This is a genomic window from Streptomyces violaceoruber, assembly GCF_033406955.1.
In the GTDB taxonomy this organism is placed as follows: Bacteria; Actinomycetota; Actinomycetes; order Streptomycetales; family Streptomycetaceae; genus Streptomyces; species Streptomyces violaceoruber.
In genome coordinates this window covers 7,335,606-7,355,292 of sequence record NZ_CP137734.1, presented here as the reverse complement: position 1 = coordinate 7,355,292, position 19,687 = coordinate 7,335,606, and the positions used below count along the sequence as shown (strand labels likewise).

The window sequence follows — 19,687 nt, the reverse complement described above, 5'->3', positions numbered from 1 at the left end:
GGAGATTCCCGCCCACCGTCGCATTTCGGCCACGCGAGGGCCCGGCGAGTGATGAGGATCTCGCCGCACACGGGCACCAAGGCTGGTACACCGGCCGTTCTTGGGGCACGATCTGCGACAAGCCCGTAAACCTACGGCTGCGTAACTTTCGACTGGGAGCCCCCTTCCCAGGCTGACAAGGAAGGGTTCGACCCGCCCATGGCAGAACTCGTCTACCGCCCGGTGATCGGTCTCGCCCGCACCCTGTTCAAGGTGTGGGACCTCAAGATCGACTGCCAGGGATCGGAGAACATCCCGCGCTCGGGCGGCGCCGTGCTGGTGAGCAACCACATCAGCTACCTGGACTTCATCTTCGACGGCCTGGCCGCGCTGCCGCAGAAGCGGCTGGTGCGCTTCATGGCGAAGGAGTCGGTCTTCCGGCACCGGATCTCCGGTCCGCTGATGCGCGGGATGAAGCACATCCCGGTCGACCGCAAGCAGGGCGAGGCGGCCTACGCGCACGCCCTGGACTCGCTGAGGTCCGGCGAGATCGTCGGGGTCTTCCCCGAGGCGACGATCTCCGAGTCGTTCACCCTGAAGAGCTTCAAGTCGGGTGCCGCGCGACTCGCTCAGGAGGCGGGTGTCCCGCTGGTTCCCATGGCACTGTGGGGCACCCAGCGCCTGTGGACCAAGGGCCACCCGCGCAACTTCAAGCGCAGCCACACCCCCATCACCATCCGGGTCGGCGAGGCGATGGAGGCCCCGCGCGAGCAGTACGCGGGTGCCATCACCCGGCGGCTGCGCGAGCGGGTGCAGGAGCTGCTGGAGGCCGCGCAGCGCGCCTACCCCGTGCGCCCCAAGGGAGCCGACGACACCTGGTGGATGCCGGCCCATCTCGGCGGCACGGCACCGACGCCCGAGCAGCTGCGCGCCGCCCAGGCGCACTGAGCCGGGCGTTTCAGAGCGCGGCGGGGAGGGTCTCCCACAGGTGCGGGCGGTCGGTGGCCGCCTTGAGGACGTCCAGGACGGCGGGGTGCGGCGCCGCGTACAGCTCCGGATAGTCCTCCTCACCCGCCGCGTGGTCCGGCGTGAAGGCCAGCTGCTCCCTGCCCAGGGAGAACCGCGCGTTCACGCCGGGCTTGTTCCCGCGCGGATCCTGCCGGTGCCAGGCGCCGTCGAGGCGTACGGCGACCAGTCCGTGCACCACGTCGAACCGCTGGTAGCACAGCGCCGTGGGGATGTCCTCGGCCCGCAGCAGCGCGGCCAGCGCGTGGGCCTTGGCGTAGCAGATGCCGGTGCGCTGCTCCAGGACGTCGGAGGCCCGCCAGGTGACGCGCGGGTCACCGGAGTCCTGTGAGTGCGGGATGGTGTCGCGCACGAACTCGAAGGCCAAGCGCGCATAGGCATACGAGTCCTCCGCCTGCCTGGCGAGTCCGCCGGCCACCTCCCGCACGCGCGGATGGTCGTGGTCGATGGCCTCGTCGGCAGCCAGGTAGGCGGACAGGTCAGGGGTTTTCTGGATCAGCTCCATGCCCGCAGAGCATAGGAAAGCGATCACCCGTCAGTCAATGACTTTTCAGGTGACCGCATACCTATGCAGTGCCGGACGTGTTCCCGTCAGCGCGCCATCTCTTCCTTGAGGGCGGACACGAAAGCGTCGACGTCGTCCTCGGTGGTGTCGAAGGCGCACATCCAGCGCACGTCGCCGGCGGCCTCGTCCCAGAAGTAGAAGCGGAACCGCTTCTGCAGGCGCTCGCTCACCTCGTGCGGCAGTCGGGCGAAGACCGCGTTGGCCTGCACCGGGTAGAGGATCTCCACGCCGTGCACGGCGCGCACGCCCTCGGCCAGGCGCTGGGCCATCTCGTTGGAGTGCCGGGCGTTGCGCAGCCACAGGTCCTTGGCCAGCAGCGCCTCCAGCTGCACGGACACGAAGCGCATCTTGGAGGCCAGCTGCATGGACAGCTTGCGCAGGTGCTTCATGTGGCGCACGGCGTCCTGGTTCAGGACGACGACCGCCTCGCCGAACAGCGCGCCGTTTTTGGTGCCGCCGAGGGAGAGGAGGTCGACGCCGACCGCGTTGGTGAACGTGCGCATGGGCACGTCCAGCGAGGCGGCGGCGTTGGCTATCCGGGAGCCGTCCAGGTGCACCTTCATGCCGTGCGCGTGGGCGTGCTCGCAGACGGCGCGGATCTCGTCGGGCGTGTAGAGGGTGCCCAGCTCGGTGCTCTGGGTGATCGAGACGACCTGCGGCATCGCCCGGTGCTCGTCGTCCCAGCCGTAGGCCTGGCGGTCGATCAGCTCGGGCGTGAGCTTGCCGTCGGGGGTGGGGACGGTGAGCAGCTTGAGACCGCCCATGCGCTCGGGGGCGCCGCCCTCGTCGACATTGATGTGCGCGCTCTCGGCGCAGATCACCGCGCCCCAGCGGTCGGTGACCGCCTGGAGCGCGACGACGTTGGCGCCGGTGCCGTTGAAGACCGGGAACGCCTCGGCGCCGGAGCCGAAGTGGCTGCGGATCACGCGCTGGAGGTTCTCGGTGTAGTCGTCCTCGCCGTACGCGACCTGGTGCCCGCCGTTGGCCAGCGCCAGCGCGGCGAGCACTTCCGGGTGGGCCCCGGCATAGTTGTCACTGGCGAAACCGCGGACCTCGGGGTCGTGATGGCGACGCGCGTCGGTCTTCGGTGGGTTCACGGCTTCTCGGTCAGCCACAGACGGGTTCCGTTCACTTCCGCGGCGGGCTTGTCCCAGACATCTGCGACGGCATCGGCGAGGTCGCGCACGTCCGTGAAGCCCGCGAACTTCGCGTTGGGGCGCTCGGCGCGCATCGCCTCGTGCACCAACGCCTTGACCACCAGGATCGCAGCCGCCGACGTCGGCCCCTGCTCGCCCCCCGCCTTGCGGAAGTAGTCCGCCATGGCCAGCGTCCACGCCTCCGCGGCGGCCTTGGCGGCCGAGTAGGCGGCGTTGCCCGCGGTGGGGCTGGACGCTCCGGCGGCGCTGATCAGGAGGTAGCGGCCGCGGTCGCTGCGCTGGAGCGACTCGTGGAAGGCGAGGGAGGTGTGCTGCACGGTGCGGATGAGCAGCTTCTCCAGGAGGTCCCAGTCGCCGAGTTCGGTCTTGGTGAAGGTCTTGCTGCCGCGCCAGCCGCCCACGAGGTGGACGACGCCGTCGACGTGGCCGAACTCCTTCTCGGTGCGATCGGCCCAGGCCCGGGTGGAGTCCAGGTCCAGCAGGTCGACGGTCTCGCCGGTGACGGTGGCGCCGCCGTGCGCGTAGCGCGCCGCGTCCACCGCCTCGGCCAGCCGCTCCGGGTCGTTGTCCGCGCCCACGACGGTCGCACCCGCCTCGGCGAGCCGCAGCAGCGCGGCCCGTCCGGCGGGTCCGCCCGCCCCGGCCACCGCGATCACCGCGCCGTCGAGCGCCCCGTTCCCCATGGTCCTCGCCTCCCGAGCCTGCTGAGCCTGTGTCTGCCGTGCGTGTTCGTGCGTGCCGTCGCCGTCGCTCACGCGGCGGCCCGCTCGGCGCCGTCCGCGCCCGCGGTGATACCCCGGGTCGAGGCGATCACCTTCTTCAGCTTCTTGGACAGGGCCTCGTAGAACATGCTCAGCGGAAACTCGTCCGGAAGCACGTCGTCGACGAGTTTGCGCGGCGGCAGGGTCAGGTCCAGGGCGTCGGGGCCCTTGGCCCACTTCGAGCCCGGGTGCGGGGCGAGGTAGGTGGAGACCAGCTCGTAGCCGGCGAACCAGTGGACGATCTTCGGGCGGTCGATGCCGTCGCGGTAGAGCTTCTCGATCTCGGCGCAGAGCTGGTTGGTGACCTGCGGGGCGCGCTGCCAGTCGATGAAGAGCTTGTTGTCGGTCCAGCGGACGACGTCGTGCTTGTGCAGGTAGGCGAAGAGCAGCTGGCCGCCGAGGCCGTCGTAGTTGCGCACCCGCTCACCGGTCACCGGGAAGCGGAACATGCGGTCGAAGAGCACCGCGTACTGCACGTCGCGGGCCTGCGGGACGCCGTCCGCCTCCAGCTTCACGGCCTCCTTGAAGGCGGTGAGGTCGCAGCGCAGCTCCTCCAGGCCGTACATCCAGAACGGCTGGCGCTGCTTGATCATGAACGGGTCGAAGGGCAGGTCGCCGTGGCTGTGGGTGCGGTCGTGGACCATGTCCCACAGGACGAACGCCTCCTCGCAGCGCTTCTGGTCGTCGACCAGCGCGGCGACGTCCTCGGGCAGCTCCAGACCCAGCAGGTCCACGGCGGCCTCGGTGACGCGGCGGAAGCGGGCGGCCTCGCGGTCGCAGAAGATGCCGCCCCAGGAGAAGCGCTCCGGGGCCTCGCGCACGGCGATGGTCTCCGGGAAGAGGACGGCGGAGTTGGTGTCGTAGCCGGCCGTGAAGTCCTCGAAGGTGATGCCGCAGAACAGCGGGTTGTCGTAACGGGTGCGCTCCAGCTCCGCCAGCCAGTCGGGCCAGACCATGCGCAGCACGACCGCTTCGAGGTTGCGGTCCGGGTTGCCGTTCTGCGTGTACATCGGGAAGACGACGAGGTGCTGGAGGCCGTCCGCGCGGTTGGCCGCGGGCTGGAAGGCCAGCAGCGAGTCGAGGAAGTCGGGCACCTCGAAGCCGCCGTCGGCCCAGCGGCCGAGGTCGGTCACCAGGGCCTCGTGGTAGGCGCGGTCGTGGGGCAGCAGCGGGGACAGCTCGCGCACGGCCTCGGTGACGCGGCGTACGGCGTCCTCGGCGGCGGCCCGCTCGGGAGCGCCCTCGGCGTCGAAGTCGATCGACCCGTCCTTGGACTGCCATGGCCGGATCCGCTCCACGGCATCCTTGAGCACGGGCCACGCCGGGTGTTCCACCACCCTGCTTGCCGGAGGAACGTCGCCCTCCACACCCACCTGCACAAGAATTTCCGTCATGTCCCATCCTCCACGGGAGAAGCTTGCGTCAAGACACCGTAGGCATACGACGTTTCTCCAATCAAGGGGCGACTCCGTAAATTATCCTGCCTCACCCTGGGCTTCGCCGCACTTTTTCCTGTCGGGCGCCGGATTCGTATACCCGGCGCGGCACGGGGGAAACGGTCCCGCAGGGCCGTTAGGCTGCCGCCCTGCCACGCCGACGTCGACGGAAGCGAGTCGAGCCTTGAACTTCCTCACCATCGGTCACCGCGGAGCGATGGGTGTCGAACCCGAGAACACCCTGCGCTCCTTCGTCGCCGCCGAGCAGGCCGGCCTCGACGTCGTCGAACTGGACCTGCACCTGAGCAAGGACGGCGCGCTCGTCGTCATGCACGACGCGGACGTGGACCGCACCACCGACGGCACCGGTGCGATCGCCGACAAGACCCTCGAGGAACTGCGCGCCCTGGACGCCGGACGCGGGGAGCGGATCCCGGTCTTCGAGGAGGTGCTGGACGCGGTCTCGGTGCCGTTGCAGGCCGAGATCAAGGACGCGGCGGCCGCGCGCCTCCTCGCCGACGTGATGCTCCGGCGGGACCTGGTGGACCGGGTGGAGGTGATCTCGTTCCACGACGAGGCCATCGTCGAGATCGCCCGGCTGGTGCCGGGGGTGCGGACCGCCCTGGTCGCGCAGTACTACGGCCCCGAGGTCGTGGACCGCGCCGTGAAGGCGGGCGCCAAGACCCTGTGCCTGGACATCAACAGGGTCACGCTGGAGATCGTGCACAAGGCCCGCAAGGCGGGACTGCGGGTCTTCTGCTGGACCGTGAACACCCAGGACCACCTGCGCCTGGTGCGCGCCCTGGGCCTGGACGGCGCGACGACCGACTATCCGGAGATCAAGCGCACCGGGCGCTTCACCGCCTGAGCGGGCCGAGCGGGCCGAGCAGGCCGAGCGGCAGGATCCGGCCGACTCGCGTCACACCAGCGGCTTGACCAGCAGCTCGAACCGGAGGTCGGCGCGCTGCGGGATGCCGAAGCGCTCGTCGCCGTACGGGAAGGGGGTCGTCTCTCCCGTGCGGCGGTAGCCGCGGCGCTCGTACCAGGCGATGAGGTCATCGCGCACCGAGATCACGGTCATGTGCATCTCCGTGACGCCCCACGTCGTACGGGCCTGCCGCTCCGCCTCCGCGATGATCGCCTTGCCCAGTCCCGCGCCCTGGAGCGCCGGGCTGACGGCGAACATCCCGAAGTAGGCGTGCGCCCCGCGGTGCTCCAGCTGGCAGCAGGCCACGATCCGACCGTCCCGCTCCACCGTCAGCAGCCGGCTGTCCGGCGCCTTGACGACCTCCAGCACGCCCTGCGGGTCGGTGCGCTGCCCCTGGAGGATGTCCGCCTCGGTGGTCCACCCGGCCCGGCTGGCGTCACCCCGGTACGCGGACTCTATGAGCGCCACGAGCGCGTCCACGTCGGCGTCGGTGGCGTCGCGGTAGGTCAGTGGGCTGGCGGCGGTGTCCATGGGGCGTCTCCGGTTCGTTCTGGGCGCGGCGCGGGCACCGATGAGCGTAACGCCGTCGAAGGGCGCCACTAGGGTCGGGACGCATGGTGCACGTACTCAGCAGCCGGACCCTGCTCCGCCCCACCGATCCCGACCGCTCCCGCGCCTTCTACGGCGAACAGCTCGGCCTCGCCGTTCACCGGGAGTTCGGCACGGGTCCGGAGCGGGGCACCGTCTACTTCCTCGGCAACGGCTTCCTGGAGGTCTCCGGACGCTCCGACACTCCCCTCACCCCCGGGCTGGCCCTGTGGATCCAGGTCGAGGACGCGGCGGCGGCCCACGAGGAACTGGGCGCCAAGGGCGTCGAGATCGTGCGACCGCCCGTCAAGGAGCCGTGGGGGCTGGTGGAGATGTGGATCGCGGACCCGGACGGCACCCGGATCGTGCTGGTGGAGGTGCCCGCGGAGCATCCGCTGCGCTACCGGCCGGGGATCTGAGCGGGCGGACGGGCACCGCGACCGGGGTGCTCACGTGCCGGATGGCCGCGGCCCCGGCCCGGCCTTAGCGTGCTGGAGGGGGACGGACGGTCTGCGGCCCCGGCGGAAGGACGCCAGCACGATGAAGCTCCACGAACCGGTGACCGGCGGCCCCTGCTGGGCGGAGCTGGGGACCACCGACCTGGAGGCGGCCAAGCGGTTCTACACCAAGCTGTTCGGCTGGCGCCCCGAGACGGACCCGCGGCAGCGGGCGGGCGGCTACACGATCGCCCGGATCGACGACGCGCCGGTGGCCGCCCTGACTCCGCTGTACCAGCAGGGCCAGCCGGTCGCGTGGAACGTCTCGTTCGCCGTGCGCGACGCGGACGCGGCCGCACGGCAGGTGACGGCGGCCGGCGGGGTGGCCCTCCAGGGGCCTGCGGACGTCTTCGACGCGGGCCGGTTCGCGGTGGCCGCCGATCCGACCGGGGCGGTGTTCCAGCTGTGGCAGGGACGTTCGTTCCCCGGGGCCGGACTGTTCAACGCGCCCGGCTCGCTGGGCTGGGTGGAGCTGCTGACCCGGGAGCCCGGCCGGGCCGCCGACTTCTACACGACGGTGTTCGGCTGGAGCGTCGGGGCCTCGGACCGCTATCCGCAGTGGGGTATCGACGGGGCGGACTTCGGCGGCATGGTGACGATGGACGACAAGTTCCCGCACGAGGTCCCGGCGCACTGGCTGCCGTACTTCGCGGTGGCGGACGTGAACACCGTGGCGGTCGACACGACGGACGGCGGCGGCACCGTGCTCATGGAGCCGACCTCCGTGCCCGACGGGCCCCGGATCGCGGTGCTGCGGGACCCGCAGGGCGCGATGTTCGGCGTGTACCGGGCGGGCGACGAGCGCTGATCCGCCCGGCACGGGATGCCTCCGCGGCTGGGCGGGCGGGCGGATGAGCAGGCACGGCCGGGCTGCCACGATCCAGGACGATCACGATCCCGGGCGGTCACGACCCCCAGCGGTCACGACCCCCTTTCTTGAGCGAGCGATCCAGATAGGTTACGGTGACACCATGGCAAGGACCCGGGAGTTCGACACGGAGGCGGCGGTGAGCCGCGCGATGGAGCTGTTCTGGACGCGCGGCTACGAGGCCACCTCGGTGCGCGACCTGACCGGGCACCTGGGGATCGGGCAGGGGTCCTTGTATGCCGCGTTCGGCGACAAGGACGGCCTGTACCGGGCGGCCCTGGAGCACTACCGCACCACCCTCGCGGCGGCCGCCCTGCGCAGCCTGGAGGAGGGGACGGACGCCCGCTCGGCGATCCGCACCATGCTGGTCGAGCGGATCCGGATCGCCGTGGACGACAACGGCCGGGGCTGCCTGGCGGTCAACGCCGCCTGCGAGCGCCTGCCGGAGGACGCGGCGACCCGGCGCACCGTGCGCGACATGCAGGACGCCGGCCGGGACGCGCTCACCGAAGTGCTGCGGGTCGCGGCGGAGCGGGGCGAGATCGCGAAGCGGCACGACCCGCACACCCTCGCGGCTTTCCTCGTCACCTTCCTCAACGGACTACTGGTCTCCTCGAAGATCACGCCGGACGTCCGAGCCCTCGAACCCCTCGTGGAGGTCGCGCTGGCCGCCCTCGACTGATTTTTTCATGCCCGGAATCTGTATCGGGCGATCCATAAAAGTCGCCGGTGCTCCCTCTGACACGGGAACCGGCGACCCCACCCCGCCGCAATCGACAACTTCGGAGGCCCCATGCCCACCGCAGCCACCCCGAGTACGCCCGCTCTCGGCGGAAGCCGCTGGAACACCTTCCCGGCGGTCGGCACCACGCTGACCGCCCGCCACTTCTTCACGGCCATCGAGCCGCTGCTCCAGGGCATCGTCGACGACAACGCCCTCACCAGCGCCGACAGCGCGGTGCTGGAGGACCAGGTCCGCGCGACACTCGCCCTCGGCACCCGGGAGACCTCCCTTCCGCTCTTCCTCGGCCCGGACAGCGCCTCGGCAGCGCGCGAACTGGGCGCGCAGGCCGAGGCGATCGGCCGACAGCTCGCCTCCTGGGCCACCGAGGCGCTGGAGAGGCTGCTCACCGATCCGGTACCGCTGCCCGCCGGCCCACTGGTCGTCCGCAGCCACTGCTACGGCCACCTGCTCACCCCTCCCGCGGCCGATCTGCTCCTCGGCCGTCGCGGTGGACCGGTCGCGATGCAGCTCTACAACGAGTGGCTCCACCAGATCGTCCTGCTGCGCGACGCCCTGCTGCCCTTCACCAACTGGCAGGACGTCCCGCTCCTGATCACCCCGACCGGACTGCGGCACACCGAACCGGCCCGCGACGCGTTCCTCACCGAACTCCTGGTCCGGCAGATCCGGCACTCCAGCGTCGTGGCCTTCGCCCGCGAGGTCGTCACCGGCGCCTCCGGCCCGGCCGGCTACGGCTTCGAGGCGAGTGGCGGCACCGCACTGCCCGCCGTCCTCGGCCGGCCGCCCCTGACCGCGCCCCGGTACCTGTTGACCTGGCGCCCCGACCCGGCCGTCGGCGCAGCCGCCACGTACGTCCCGGAAGTACGGGACTACTACGCCGCACCCCGCACCCTCGTCGAGGACCTCCCGCCCGCCACCGCGTCCGGCCCGCTCACTGCCCGTACCCGCACCGCGCCGGTCGCCGACGGGGCCCGCACCGCCCGCATCGAGGTCAGCCACGACGGCACCACCGCCCACGTCGACCTCGGCCAAGCCCTGCGCGGCCACCGCTTCGCCCGGCGTGAGGATGGCGCCGCAGGCGACGCACCCGTCACCGTTGACGCCTGGTCCGCGCTGCGCGCGCCGGGACTGGTGTGGACGCGGGCGGGCGACGTCGTCCTGGACGCCACCGGTCGGGACGACCTCGTCGTGCTGGCCCTGCTCGGCCGGCTCTACCCGGAGAACGTCGTCCTGCGCCCGGCCGGCCGTTCCGCCGCTCCGACGCCCTCCGGCGGCAGCGGACCGAGCCGTCTGGTGACCCTCGTCGACCCTCCGCAAGCCCACTGACACCCAGATCGCGCAGCACACCAGAAAGGTGGAAGAACATGATGTTCGACCATGACGGAACGCCCGTCCGCACGGGCCGGGCCGCCGTCAACGGAACGAGTCTGCACTACCGCGCCGCAGGGTCCGGCCCCGCCGTGGTGCTCCTGCACGGCGTGCCCAAGACCAGCTACCACTGGCGTCACCTCGTCCCGAAGCTGACGCCCCACTACACCGTCGTCGCCCCCGACCTTCGCGGTCTCGGTGACTCCGCCCGCCCGTCGGACGGCTACGACTCCGCGACGATGAGCGACGACATCGCCGAGCTGATGAACCACCTCGGACACGAGTCGTACGCCGTGGTGGGCGAGGACTGGGGAGCGGTGATCGGCTACCAGCTCGCCGCCCGTCACCGCGACCGCGTCACGGCTCTCGTGTTCGCCGAGGCCCTGTTCCCCGGTTTCGACTTCGAGGACCACACGGCCCTCACCGCGGAGAACGTCGCCGGCGGCATGCACCTGTGGCACCTGGGCTTCTACTTCCAGCCCGACATACCCGAGATGCTGATCGCCGGTCACGAGCGTGAGCTGATCACCTACATGATCAAGTTCGAGCGCAGCCGCCCCGACAGCGCCACCCCCGAAGCGATCGACGAATACGTGCGCTGCTACTCCATGCCCGGCGGCATCCGCGCGATGCTCGCGGTCTACCGGGCGATGCTCGTGGACGCCGAACAGAACCGGCGGGCCGCGCGGAAGAAGCTGGACATCCCGGTCCTGGCGCTCGGCGGATCCGCGTTCATCGGCGACCGCAACGAGTCCCAGATGCGGCTCATGGCCCATGACGTCACCGGACACGTGTTCGACGCCGGTCACGATCTCGCGGAGGAAGTACCCGACGAGATGGCCGACGTCCTCCTGCCGTTCCTGGCCACGCACCAGTAACCGCACACGGGCACCCACCCCCGGGGGTGCTCAGGCCCGCAACGCGTCCAGACGGCCCTCCAGCTGGCCCAGCAGCCCGCCGAGCAGCGCCGCCAGCTCGTCCTGCCGGGGGCCGGCCACGCCGGACAGGACGGCCGACTCGTAGGCGAGCTGTTCGGGCAGGATGCCGTCGACGAGGTCGCGTCCGGCGTCCGTGAGGCGGACGTGGGCGACCCGGCGGTCGCGGGTGTCGCCGCGCCGCTCGACCAGGCCGCGCTCGGTGAGCTGCTTGAGGCGCTTGGTCACGGCCGCGCCGGAGGAGAAGGTCTCCCGGGCCAGCTCCCCGGGAGTCAGCTCGTGTCCGGTGCGGCGCAGCGCGCCGAGCAGGTCGAACTCGGCACGGCTGAGGCCCGCCCGGCGCAGCGGCGCGTCCTCGGCCTGCTGGAGGAGGGCGGCGCAGCGGTTGATCCGGCCGATGATCTCCATCGGCCCGGTGTCGAGGTCCGGGTGGACGGCACGCCACTGGCGTACGACCGCGGCCACGGTGTCCCCGCCCGGCCCCGTCCCGCCGTCACCGGACCCGGCTCCCCCGTCGTGCGCTCCCCCGTCGGTTGCGGTCATGGCCGTACGTCCTCCGTTCTCGTGCTCGCGCCCCGGTCCGGACGCGTTGCCTGGCGTCGCACCGCCTCGGCGAGCGTACGGTGTCCGGCCTGCTCGGCGAGCACGACCCTCTCCTGGGGCAGTGCGCGTCCCCACCATTCACCGGCCGCCCCCTCGGCGGTGGCCCGCAGGTCGGTCAGCGCGGCGGCCAGACCACGGCGCGCGGCCTCCAGGGCGCCCGGGGCGGGCGCGGGCTCGGCGAGGAGCCGCGCGGCGCGCTCCCGGGCCCGGTCGGCCGCGGTCACCGCCTGTTCGACGCGGTTCCCGGCGCGCCGGTTGGTGACGACGACGGCGGCGAGGAAACCGACCAGGGCGCCGACGAGGGTGTCCACGGCCCGCTCGGTCATCAGGTCGCCGGGGGCCTGGTACCCGGCGAACTCGGTGACGAGCAGGGCCATCGGGGTCACGCACACGCTGCCGAGCCAGTAGTTGCGGGTGATGAGGGCCTCGGCGCCGAAGTTGAGGGCCAGGCAGCACAGGACGAGCAGCGCCTGCCCGAGGTGGGCGAGCGGGGCTATGGCGGCGAAGAGCAGCACTCCGGCGAGGTTGCCGACCACGCGCTGCACGGCCCGGCTCCAGGTCAGGGTGACGTTGGCCTGGTAGAGCGCGGCGGCGGTGACCAGGGCCCAGTAGGGGCGGCCGATGCCGAGGGCGAGGGAGGCGTAACCGGCCAGCGCGCAGCCGAGGGCGGTGCGGACGGCGATCGGGGTCAGCGGGCCGAGCCGCTGCCACAGGGGCGCGGGGCGGGCGGCGAGTTCGGCGTCCACGCCGAGGAGTTCGTCGGTGTCCGCCGGGGCGTCGCCGGTGCGGGGGATGCGTCCGCCGCCGCGCAGGGCGTGGGCCCAGGCACGCAGCCGCTCCGGGTCGGTGTCGGCGGGGGCGGCGAGGGCGACCTCGGCGCGGACGACGAGGCGTTCCAGGGCGTGCCGGGTGGTGGCGCGGGCGCCCGTGGCCGGCAGGGCCAGCAGCGTCTGCCAGGCGGCCTGTACGGCGGCGTACCCGGCGGCGCGGGCGGCGGGGTGGGCGTCACCCTGCCCCGTGCCGCCCGCGCCGGTGCCGCCCTCGCCGGTGCCGCGGGAGGCGACGGCGTAGGCGGCCGCCGCGTTCAGGGCCTGGGCGGTGGCCCGGCGTTCCGGGCCGTGCGGACGGACCGGGGCGGGTGCCATGCCGACGAGCCAGGCCCAGGCGCCCGCGGCGGCGGCCAGTGCCAGGTGGCCCGGGACCTGGCCGAGGGTCTGCGGGACGAAGAGGGCGGCGGAGCTGATGAAGGTCAGGACCACGTTGCCCGGCGGACCGACGCGGGTGGCGTCGCACAGGGCCTTCTGCACGGCGGCCAGCAGCGCGCCGACGGTGACGAGGACGACGGCGTTCCGGGTGAGCGAGGCGGTGACCAGGGCGACGGCGACGCCGCCGAGCATGCCGAGCACGACCCACGCCAGGGTGCGGGCCCGGGCGGCGTAGGGCCGGTTGTGGGCGTAGAGCGCGCACAGGGACCCGGCCATCGTGTACATCGCCAGGTCGAGCCGGCCGAGCGCCAGCAGGAGGAGATTGGGAGGGGCGACGGCGGCGACCGAACTCAGAGCGGGCTTGAACCAGATCTCGGAGGGCCGGCGCAGGCGCAGCACGCCTGCCAGGGACAGACGTCGGGCCGGGGAGGTGCCGGCGGTGGGGGTCGCACTGCTCATGGACATAAGATTAACAAGTGTTTTACCGGTAAATCAAATGCGCGGGGCTGTGCCCTCCGACAGCACCGACCAGTGACGATCCCCCCGCGGTAGGGGCGCGCGCTCCCCCGGATGCCCCCGCGTACACCCTTGCGCTCGCGTGCGCGCCGCACGGCCCGGGCAGTTCTTGACAGACCGTGGACCGCCGAACGGGGAGGTGCGTGTGCACGGACCGGCGTCACCCGGATGGCTGCTGGTCGCGCTGTGCGCGGCGACCGGCGCCTACTGCCTGCTGCGGATGCGCAGCGGCGTCGAGGAGCAGCGCGGGGCCGCGGGCGGCGAGGCTCTCATGGGGTTCGGCATGGCCGCCATGGCCGTGCCCGCGGTGGTCTTCTCCCCGCCTGGCTGGGTCTGGCCCGCCTACGCGGTGGTGTTCGGCGCCGCGGGACTGCGGGCGTTGTGGGCGGCCCGGTCGGCGCGCCACCACCTGCACCACGCGGTGGGAGCCGCGGCGATGGTCTACATGGCGATGGTGATGGCCGCCGCCCCCGCCCACGGGCACGCGCACGGCGCGTCGGGCACACCGGTGCTGACCGGGGCGCTGCTGCTCTACTTCACGGGATACGTGCTGCTGACCGGCGTCCGCCTCATACCCGTCGTGGCGGTGGCGGGGGGCGGTGCGGGGGCCGACGGCCGTGCGGCGGCCGGGTGGGGCGACCGGCCGGAGCTGGCGCGGGCCTGCCGGCTCACCATGGCGATCGGGATGCTGGCCATGCTGCTCCCCCTGTGACACCGGCGAGCCGGGGGGGCGGGCGGCCAGGCTGGGGGGTGCCCGGCGTTCACCGCGCGCAATCGTTGCCTGCGTCACTTTGCGCGTCGGCCCGTACTGCCGACGGCGCGGCGCTCATAGGCTGCCCCCATGATTCTCCCCGCGGCACTGCTGCTGCTCGGTGCGCTGACCGCCGTGCTCGCCCCCAGGCTGCTCGCCCGGGCCGACTGGCCGGATCGCGAACCGGTGGTCGCCCTGTGGGTCTGGCAGTGCGCGGTGGCGGCGGTGATCGTGTGCTGCGCGCTGTCGATGACGCTGAGCGCGGCGGCGGCCTGGCACGCGGTGGGCGGGCCCGTCTTCGCGACCGCCCCCGGCCCGGTGGTCGAGGCCTACGCCCTGGGCACGTCCGGGCTCTGGGCGGACACGACGGCCGTCACGCTGGCCTGCGGCGGACTGTGGAGCGCGCTGATGCTGGCCCGGGAGGTGGCACGGGCCCGCGCCCGGCGTCGGCTGCGCCGCGCGGAGCTGCGGCACCGCGCTCCGCTGCTGCCCGGCGAGGAGCCCGGCCCGGGGCGGCTCGTCGTACTGGAGGGCGAGCGGCCCGACGCCTGGTGGCTGCCCGGCGCTCCCCCGCAGCTGGTGGTCACCACCGCGGCCCTGCGCCGCCTCGAGGGTCGGCAACTGGACGCGGTGCTCGCCCACGAGAAAGGACACGCGCAGGCTCGGCACGACTGGCTGCTGCACTGCTCCGCCGCGCTGGCGGACGGGTTCCCGCAGGTTCCGGTCTTCGCCGGGTTCCGCGACGAGATGCACCGCCTGGTCGAACTCGCCGCCGACGACGTGGCCTCCCACCGTTTCGGCCGCCTGACGACCGCCCTGGCACTGGTCGAACTCAACGAGGACCGCGGCGTCTTCGGTCCGTGCCCGACCGCCCGGGCCGACGTCCCGCAGCGGGTGCACCGCCTGCTCACCCCGCCGAACCGGCTGACGGCGGCCCGCAGGCTGCGGCTGACCGCGGCGGCCGCGCTGGTACCGGCGGTCCCGGTCCTGCTGGCGTTCGCGCCGGGGCTGCGGGCGTTGGGCTAGGGGGTGTCCCACCACGGCATTGGCCCCGGAGCCCTCAGTTCGGCGAGGATCGCAGCATGCAGACGCCGCCGGTCGACTCCCCGCCCGCCCCGCCGCAGCCACGCACCGCCCTCCGTGTCACCTGGGTACTGACCGTGTGCTCCGCGCTCCTGCTCACCCTGGTGGCCGTCGAATGGCGTCCGCTGCTGCGGCTGGACGAGGACATCGCCGGCACGACCCACCGCTGGGCCGTCGAGGAAGGCGGCCTCACCCACGCCATGCGGATCCTCACCGACTGGGTGTGGGACACCTGGACCATGCGCCTGTTGTGCGCGGTGGTGGTGCTGTGGCTGTGGTGGCGCCGGGCGGACCGCTGGACGGCGGTGTGGCTGGGAGCCACGTGTCTGCTGGGCAGCCTGCTGCAACAGGCCCTCAAGGCGGCGGTGGACCGCCCCCGCCCGGTCTGGCCGGACCCCGTGGACTCCGCGCACTACGCGGCCTTCCCCTCCGGGCACGCCATGACCGCGACGTTCGTGTGCGGCCTGCTGGTGTGGCTGCTCCACCACTACGACACCGGGCGCGGCCCGCGCCGCACCGGTATGGCCGTCGCCGTGGTCTCCGTGGCCGGGGTCGGCGTGACCCGGGTGTGGCTCGGCGTCCACTGGGCCACGGACGTGCTCGGCGGCTGGCTCCTGGGCGGTCTGGTCGTGGCGCTCGCGGTGGTGGTGCACCGGCGCGGCCATCCGTGAGCGGCGCGCCGGCCCGCCGGACCGGGTTCCGCCCGCACCACGGCACCCCCGGTCGCATCCTTCGCCCCCTAGGATCCGGCCATGACCGCCGTTCTGTTCGACTTCTCCGGGACCCTGTTCCGGATCGAATCCACCGAAGCCTGGCTGCGCGCGGCGCTCGACGATGCCGGACTGGAGCTCGCCGCGCCGGAGTTGGCCGAGAAGGCCGAGGCTCTCGAGCGGGCGGGAGCGCTGCCCGGCGGCGCACCGCCGCTACGGGTTCCGGAGGAACTCGCCGAGGTGTGGGAGATCCGCGACGACAGCTCCGCGCTGCACCGGGCCGCGTACACCGGGCTCTCCCGACAGGTGCCGCTGCCTGACCCGGGCCTGCACGACGTGCTGTACGAGCGGCACATGTCGCCGGACGCGTGGAGTCCCTACCCCGACGCCGCCGAGGTGCTGAGCGCGTTGCGCGGGCGCGGAATCGCCGTGGGGGTGGTCAGCAACATCGGCTGGGACCTGCGACCGGTCTTCCGCGCCCACGGCCTCGACCGGTACGTGGACACGTACGTCCTGTCGTACGAGCACGGCATCCGCAAGCCCGACGCCCGGCTGTTCGGCGTCGCCTGCGCGGCGCTGGGCGTGGAGCCGGAGCGGACGCTGATGGTCGGCGACGACCGGCGCGCGGACGGTGGCGCGGCGGCACTCGGGTGCGGGGTGCACTTCGTCGACCACTTGCCGGTGGCCGAGCGCCCGGCGGGACTGCGGCCGGTGCTGGAGCTTGCCACGTAGCCCGAGGCAACCACCGGGTGGTTCCGCCCGCCTCGGACGATCCCCCGTGTCGCCCGAGGCAGACGGTAGCCGGAGCGGCCGCTGGGGCCCCTCCGTCTGCGCCGAGTATAGTTGGCTGGCAGCCAGTCAACGCAGGAGTACAGCATGTCCCCGCGCAGCGCCTCGGTCAATGAAGAATTGCGGCGGCGCTCGAAGGAGCGTCTTCTGCAGGCCGCCGTGGAGCTGGTGGGCGAGCGCGGGTACGAGGCGACCACGCTGGGCGACATCGCGGACCGGGCGGGCTCCGCGCGGGGACTGGTCTCGTACTACTTCCCCGGAAAGCGCCAGCTGGTGCAGTCCGCCGTGCACCGGTTGATGCACCGCACCCTGGAGGAGGCCCTGGAGCGCGAGCCGCGCACCGCCGACGGGCGTGAGCGGCTGGCGCGGGCCGTCGACGCGATCCTGGGGCTCGCCCGGGACCGGCCGGTGCTCATGCGCCAGCACATGGCGGGCCTGCTCCAGGCGGAGGTGGGCTTCGTGCCGTGCCCGGAGCAGCGGAGGCTGGCGGAGCTGCTGCGGGACACGGTGGCCCGGCACGGCTCGCGGGACGTCGACCGCGACTACCCGATGCTGCGCGCACAGCTGATGGGAGCCGTCTTCGCCGCTCTCGTGCCGGGGGTGCCGATGCCGGTGCCGGAGCTGCGCGCCGAGTTGTTCGAGCGCTACCGGCTGGACTGGAAGCTGGGCGTCCCGCCGGACGCCGAAACGCCCGGCGGGACGACGTGCGACCCGGACCTGTCGCGGTTCTTCGCGACCGGTGTGCCCGACCGGCAGGACCGGACGGACCGGAGTCCTCAGTCGAAGTAGTCCGGCTGCGTCTGCGTGTTGAGCTCCCGCAGGTGGACCCGCTTGGCCGGGTCGGTGCGCCGGTCGCTGAGCTTGAGGACGTCGAAGCCCTTGGCGATGTCGTTCGAGTAGATGTAGCCGTTGTAGTAGTACGCCGACCAGGAACCGCCGGTGGTCATCGTGTCGGTGGTCAGCGGTCCCCGCTCGAAGTAGGCGATCTCCTTGGGCCGCGAGGAGTCGGTGAACTCCCAGACGGAGATGCCGCCCTGGTACCAGGCCTGGACCATGATGTCCTTGCCCTTGACCGGGATCAGCGAGCCGTTGTGGGCCACGCAGTTCTCGGTGTCCGCCTGGTGGCGCGGAATCTTGAAGTAACTGCGGAAGACCAGCTTGCGGTGGTCGCCCCGGCCGACGATGTCGTAGATGCCGTCGGCGCCGCGGTTCGGGCCGATCTCCGCGTTGCAGGTGGCGGCGCCGCCGCCGCCCAGCTCGTCGGTGAACACGACCTTGTTCGCGCGCTGGTTGAAGGTCGCCGAGTGCCAGAACGCGAAGTTCACGTTGTCCTGGACGCGGTCGATGACCTTCGGGCGCTCGGGGTCCTTGATGGAGAACAGGATGCCGTCGCCCATGCAGGCGCCGGCGGCGAGGTCCTCGGAGGGCAGGACGGTGATGTCGTGGCAGCCGGTGGTCTTGGAGACGCCAGGGTTGGTGGGCCCGCCCGGGTTGCCGCCGCCGTCGGGGCCCTCACCGGGGAACAGCACCGGGAAGCCCACGAGGGCCGCCCGCTCGGGCGCCTTGCGCGGCACCTTGATCACGGAGATCCCGTCGTGCGGCGGCTTGCAGTCGGGGTAGGCGGCGTTCGGCGAGTACGAGGAGACGTAGATGTAGACGTTCCTGCGCTCGGGCACCAGCGTGTGGGTGTGCGAGCCGCAGGCGGTCTCGACGGCGGCGACGTACTTCGGGTTCCGCTTGTCGCTGATGTCGAAGACCTTCATGCCCTCCCAGGAGGACTTCTCGGTCGCGGGCTGCGTGGTGCTGTTGCAACTGCTGTCGCTGCGCGAGGAGTCGGTCGACAGGAAGAGCAGGTCTCCGGAGACCGAGATGTCGTTCTGCGAGCCGGGACACAGTACCTGGGCGACGGTCCTCGGCTTCTTCGGGTTCTTGATGTCGAAGATGCGGAAGCCGTCGTAGTTCCCGGCGAAGGCGTACCGGCCCTGGAAGGCCAGGTCCGAGTTGGTGCCGGGCAGTGCGTCCTTGGGGATGTTGGTCAGGTGCTCGATGTTGTCCGAGTGGACGATCTCGTCCTGGCCGGGTATGTCACCGCTCTCGATGGCGTCGCGCACCTCGGCGCGCGCGCTCTTGGACACCTCCTTCGAGGTGGCCGGGCTGTCCCCGGGGTCGGGGGTCGCCACGGCCGGGCCGGCGGTGAGCAGCGCGGACAGGAGTCCGGCGGCGGCAGCCGCGACTCCCAGGCGTCTGCGCCGCGTTCGCGGGTTGTTCAACAGGGTCACTGTTTCCTCCCAACGTCCGTTCCCGTCGGAACGGTTCACGCACCCCGCAGTATCGTCTTCGCCATGCACATACCAACAGGGGGCAACAAACTCGCAATGAAGTTTTTTGATCAGTGGCGCGCGGAAGCGTGCTAGGACGGTCACCGCACCCACAAGGTGCTCCGCCTCGCTCCACCCAGAGGGGCACCCGCAGCCACAGGAGGTCGTTGTGTCCTTTCGCCCCGCGATGTCCCGCGCGTCACTCGTCACGGCCTCGCTGACCGCACTGGCCGTACTCGGGCTGGGAGCCTGCGACTCGGGACCGGACACCGGCTCGGCGGCCGCCGCCGGCCCCTCGGTGATCGCACCGGGCAAGCCGGGCGAGGGCAACCGGACCCTGTCCGCCGAGGACGCCGAGAAGCGGCGCGCCGACGACGACTCCCCCAACTCCGCGGACGTCTCGTATGCGCGGATGATGATCCAGCACCACGCCCAGGCGCTGAAGATGACCGAACTGGCTCCGAAGCAGGCCGAGTCCGGCCAGGTCAAGAAGCTGGCAGAACGGATCTCGGCCGCGCAGGGGCCGGAGATCAAGGCGATGGAGGGCTGGCTCGGGACGCACGGCGAGAAGGTGACGGGCGGCGGTCACGACCATGCCGCGATGCCGGGCATGGCGACCGAGGCACAGCTGAAGCAGCTGCGCGCGGCCGAGGGCAAGGCCTTCGACCGGCTCTTCCTCACCCTGATGATCACTCACCACGAGGGGGCGATCAGCATGGCCACGGACGTGAAGTCCGGGGGCAACAACGTGCTGATCGAGGAGATGGCGGACGACGTGGTCGCCCAGCAGACGAGCGAGATCTCACGCATGCGCGCGATGCTGTGACGATGCGGCGGTCCGGTGCCGGGGCGCGCCCGC

At 72.1% G+C, this 19,687-nt stretch carries 21 protein-coding genes; 13 read left to right on the top strand and 8 right to left on the bottom strand.

Features of this window, described 5'->3' with window-relative positions; genetic code table 11:
- Window positions 1-198: 198 nt before the first annotated feature.
- Window positions 199-927, top strand: coding sequence for a lysophospholipid acyltransferase family protein (locus R2E43_RS33045; RefSeq protein WP_332056819.1), 729 nt, complete (start codon window positions 199-201; stop codon window positions 925-927).
- Between the two features lie 10 nt (window positions 928-937).
- Here the strand turns inward: R2E43_RS33045 and R2E43_RS33040 are convergent, their stop codons facing one another.
- From R2E43_RS33040 to R2E43_RS33025, 4 genes are all read right to left on the bottom strand, one after another.
- Window positions 938-1,510 (bottom strand): transglutaminase domain-containing protein, encoded by a 573-nt coding sequence (locus R2E43_RS33040; RefSeq protein WP_016325630.1) that lies wholly within the window; start codon window positions 1,508-1,510, stop codon window positions 938-940.
- An 86-nt stretch (window positions 1,511-1,596) separates the two neighbouring features.
- Window positions 1,597-2,667: a threonine aldolase family protein gene (locus R2E43_RS33035; protein WP_136208207.1), complete on the bottom strand. Its 1,071-nt coding sequence runs from the start codon at window positions 2,665-2,667 to the stop codon at window positions 1,597-1,599.
- Window positions 2,664-3,410, bottom strand: coding sequence for an SDR family oxidoreductase (locus R2E43_RS33030; protein WP_016325632.1), 747 nt, complete (start codon window positions 3,408-3,410; stop codon window positions 2,664-2,666). The genes R2E43_RS33035 and R2E43_RS33030 overlap by 4 nt, the downstream gene beginning before the upstream one ends.
- A 68-nt stretch (window positions 3,411-3,478) precedes the next feature.
- On the bottom strand, window positions 3,479-4,882 hold the full coding sequence (locus tag R2E43_RS33025) for a DUF6421 family protein (protein ID WP_003977741.1): 1,404 nt from the start codon (window positions 4,880-4,882) through the stop codon (window positions 3,479-3,481).
- 226 nt (window positions 4,883-5,108) lie between these two features.
- On the opposite strand from R2E43_RS33025, the gene R2E43_RS33020 reads away from it, so the two are divergent.
- Window positions 5,109-5,792, top strand: coding sequence for a glycerophosphodiester phosphodiesterase (locus R2E43_RS33020; protein ID WP_003977740.1), 684 nt, complete (start codon window positions 5,109-5,111; stop codon window positions 5,790-5,792).
- Window positions 5,793-5,843: 51 nt separating this feature from the next.
- Here the strand turns inward: R2E43_RS33020 and R2E43_RS33015 are convergent, their stop codons facing one another.
- On the bottom strand, window positions 5,844-6,383 hold the full coding sequence (locus R2E43_RS33015) for a GNAT family N-acetyltransferase (RefSeq protein WP_011027568.1): 540 nt from the start codon (window positions 6,381-6,383) through the stop codon (window positions 5,844-5,846).
- Window positions 6,384-6,466: 83 nt separating this feature from the next.
- Between R2E43_RS33015 and R2E43_RS33010 the strand changes: the two genes are divergently transcribed.
- The 5 genes from R2E43_RS33010 to R2E43_RS32990 all read left to right on the top strand — a co-directional run bounded on the left by R2E43_RS33010 (window position 6,467) and on the right by R2E43_RS32990 (window position 10,796).
- Entirely contained in the window at window positions 6,467-6,859 is a 393-nt protein-coding gene (locus tag R2E43_RS33010; protein ID WP_003977738.1) for a VOC family protein, read from the top strand.
- Between the two features lie 121 nt (window positions 6,860-6,980).
- Window positions 6,981-7,745 (top strand): VOC family protein, encoded by a 765-nt coding sequence (locus R2E43_RS33005; RefSeq protein ID WP_016325634.1) that lies wholly within the window; start codon window positions 6,981-6,983, stop codon window positions 7,743-7,745.
- Between the two features lie 163 nt (window positions 7,746-7,908).
- Entirely contained in the window at window positions 7,909-8,487 is a 579-nt protein-coding gene (locus R2E43_RS33000) for a TetR/AcrR family transcriptional regulator (protein ID WP_003977736.1), read from the top strand.
- Between the two features lie 111 nt (window positions 8,488-8,598).
- Window positions 8,599-9,876 carry a hypothetical protein gene (locus tag R2E43_RS32995; RefSeq protein WP_332056818.1) on the top strand — a complete coding sequence of 426 codons (1,278 nt, stop codon included), beginning with the start codon at window positions 8,599-8,601 and terminating at the stop codon, window positions 9,874-9,876.
- A 38-nt stretch (window positions 9,877-9,914) separates the two neighbouring features.
- On the top strand, window positions 9,915-10,796 hold the full coding sequence (locus R2E43_RS32990) for an alpha/beta fold hydrolase (protein WP_332056817.1): 882 nt from the start codon (window positions 9,915-9,917) through the stop codon (window positions 10,794-10,796).
- A 30-nt stretch (window positions 10,797-10,826) separates the two neighbouring features.
- Here the strand turns inward: R2E43_RS32990 and R2E43_RS32985 are convergent, their stop codons facing one another.
- Window positions 10,827-11,396, bottom strand: coding sequence for a MarR family winged helix-turn-helix transcriptional regulator (locus R2E43_RS32985; protein ID WP_189282824.1), 570 nt, complete (start codon window positions 11,394-11,396; stop codon window positions 10,827-10,829).
- Window positions 11,393-13,120, bottom strand: a complete 1,728-nt coding sequence (locus R2E43_RS32980) for an FUSC family protein (protein WP_038535698.1) — start codon at window positions 13,118-13,120, stop codon at window positions 11,393-11,395. Before R2E43_RS32980 ends, R2E43_RS32985 begins: the two co-directional genes overlap by 4 nt.
- A 202-nt stretch (window positions 13,121-13,322) precedes the next feature.
- On the opposite strand from R2E43_RS32980, the gene R2E43_RS32975 reads away from it, so the two are divergent.
- From R2E43_RS32975 to R2E43_RS32955, 5 genes are all read left to right on the top strand, one after another.
- The gene (locus tag R2E43_RS32975) at window positions 13,323-13,889 is read left to right on the top strand and encodes a DUF5134 domain-containing protein (protein WP_037666866.1); all 567 of its coding nucleotides are present in this window, start codon (window positions 13,323-13,325) and stop codon (window positions 13,887-13,889) included.
- A gap of 129 nt (window positions 13,890-14,018) precedes the next feature.
- Window positions 14,019-14,954, top strand: a complete 936-nt coding sequence (locus tag R2E43_RS32970; RefSeq protein ID WP_030864784.1) for a M56 family metallopeptidase — start codon at window positions 14,019-14,021, stop codon at window positions 14,952-14,954.
- A 56-nt stretch (window positions 14,955-15,010) separates the two neighbouring features.
- Window positions 15,011-15,682 carry a phosphatase PAP2 family protein gene (locus R2E43_RS32965; RefSeq protein ID WP_003977730.1) on the top strand — a complete coding sequence of 224 codons (672 nt, stop codon included), beginning with the start codon at window positions 15,011-15,013 and terminating at the stop codon, window positions 15,680-15,682.
- Between the two features lie 81 nt (window positions 15,683-15,763).
- Window positions 15,764-16,453 (top strand): HAD family hydrolase, encoded by a 690-nt coding sequence (locus R2E43_RS32960; RefSeq protein WP_003977729.1) that lies wholly within the window; start codon window positions 15,764-15,766, stop codon window positions 16,451-16,453.
- Window positions 16,454-16,597: 144 nt separating this feature from the next.
- Window positions 16,598-17,299, top strand: a complete 702-nt coding sequence (locus tag R2E43_RS32955) for a TetR/AcrR family transcriptional regulator (RefSeq protein ID WP_003977728.1) — start codon at window positions 16,598-16,600, stop codon at window positions 17,297-17,299.
- On the opposite strand, the gene R2E43_RS32950 is transcribed toward R2E43_RS32955, so the two are convergent.
- Complete coding sequence (locus R2E43_RS32950; protein ID WP_003977727.1) at window positions 17,287-18,789, bottom strand: LVIVD repeat-containing protein; 1,503 nt, start codon at window positions 18,787-18,789, stop codon at window positions 17,287-17,289. The two genes, R2E43_RS32955 and R2E43_RS32950, sit on opposite strands and share 13 nt — an antisense overlap.
- A 208-nt stretch (window positions 18,790-18,997) precedes the next feature.
- On the opposite strand from R2E43_RS32950, the gene R2E43_RS32945 reads away from it, so the two are divergent.
- Window positions 18,998-19,654: a DUF305 domain-containing protein gene (locus R2E43_RS32945; protein ID WP_003977726.1), complete on the top strand. Its 657-nt coding sequence runs from the start codon at window positions 18,998-19,000 to the stop codon at window positions 19,652-19,654.
- Window positions 19,655-19,687: the final 33 nt, after the last annotated feature.

Excerpts from the sequence above, each read along its gene's own strand:
- R2E43_RS33025 (WP_003977741.1), bottom strand. The coding sequence starts at position 4,882 with ATGACGGAAATTCTTGTGCAGGTGGGTGTGGAGGGCGACGTTCCTCCG.
- R2E43_RS32990 (WP_332056817.1), top strand. The coding sequence starts at position 9,915 with ATGATGTTCGACCATGACGGAACGCCCGTCCGCACGGGCCGGGCCGCC.
- R2E43_RS33005 (WP_016325634.1), top strand. The coding sequence starts at position 6,981 with ATGAAGCTCCACGAACCGGTGACCGGCGGCCCCTGCTGGGCGGAGCTG.
- R2E43_RS33015 (WP_011027568.1), bottom strand. The coding sequence starts at position 6,383 with ATGGACACCGCCGCCAGCCCACTGACCTACCGCGACGCCACCGACGCC.
- R2E43_RS33010 (WP_003977738.1), top strand. The coding sequence starts at position 6,467 with ATGGTGCACGTACTCAGCAGCCGGACCCTGCTCCGCCCCACCGATCCC.
- R2E43_RS32955 (WP_003977728.1), top strand. The coding sequence starts at position 16,598 with ATGTCCCCGCGCAGCGCCTCGGTCAATGAAGAATTGCGGCGGCGCTCG.
- R2E43_RS33045 (WP_332056819.1), top strand. The coding sequence starts at position 199 with ATGGCAGAACTCGTCTACCGCCCGGTGATCGGTCTCGCCCGCACCCTG.
- R2E43_RS33000 (WP_003977736.1), top strand. The coding sequence starts at position 7,909 with ATGGCAAGGACCCGGGAGTTCGACACGGAGGCGGCGGTGAGCCGCGCG.
- R2E43_RS32965 (WP_003977730.1), top strand. The coding sequence starts at position 15,011 with ATGCAGACGCCGCCGGTCGACTCCCCGCCCGCCCCGCCGCAGCCACGC.
- R2E43_RS32970 (WP_030864784.1), top strand. The coding sequence starts at position 14,019 with ATGATTCTCCCCGCGGCACTGCTGCTGCTCGGTGCGCTGACCGCCGTG.
- R2E43_RS33040 (WP_016325630.1), bottom strand. The coding sequence starts at position 1,510 with ATGGAGCTGATCCAGAAAACCCCTGACCTGTCCGCCTACCTGGCTGCC.
- R2E43_RS32985 (WP_189282824.1), bottom strand. The coding sequence starts at position 11,396 with ATGACCGCAACCGACGGGGGAGCGCACGACGGGGGAGCCGGGTCCGGT.
- R2E43_RS32960 (WP_003977729.1), top strand. The coding sequence starts at position 15,764 with ATGACCGCCGTTCTGTTCGACTTCTCCGGGACCCTGTTCCGGATCGAA.
- R2E43_RS32995 (WP_332056818.1), top strand. The coding sequence starts at position 8,599 with ATGCCCACCGCAGCCACCCCGAGTACGCCCGCTCTCGGCGGAAGCCGC.
- R2E43_RS32980 (WP_038535698.1), bottom strand. The coding sequence starts at position 13,120 with ATGAGCAGTGCGACCCCCACCGCCGGCACCTCCCCGGCCCGACGTCTG.
- R2E43_RS33030 (WP_016325632.1), bottom strand. The coding sequence starts at position 3,410 with ATGGGGAACGGGGCGCTCGACGGCGCGGTGATCGCGGTGGCCGGGGCG.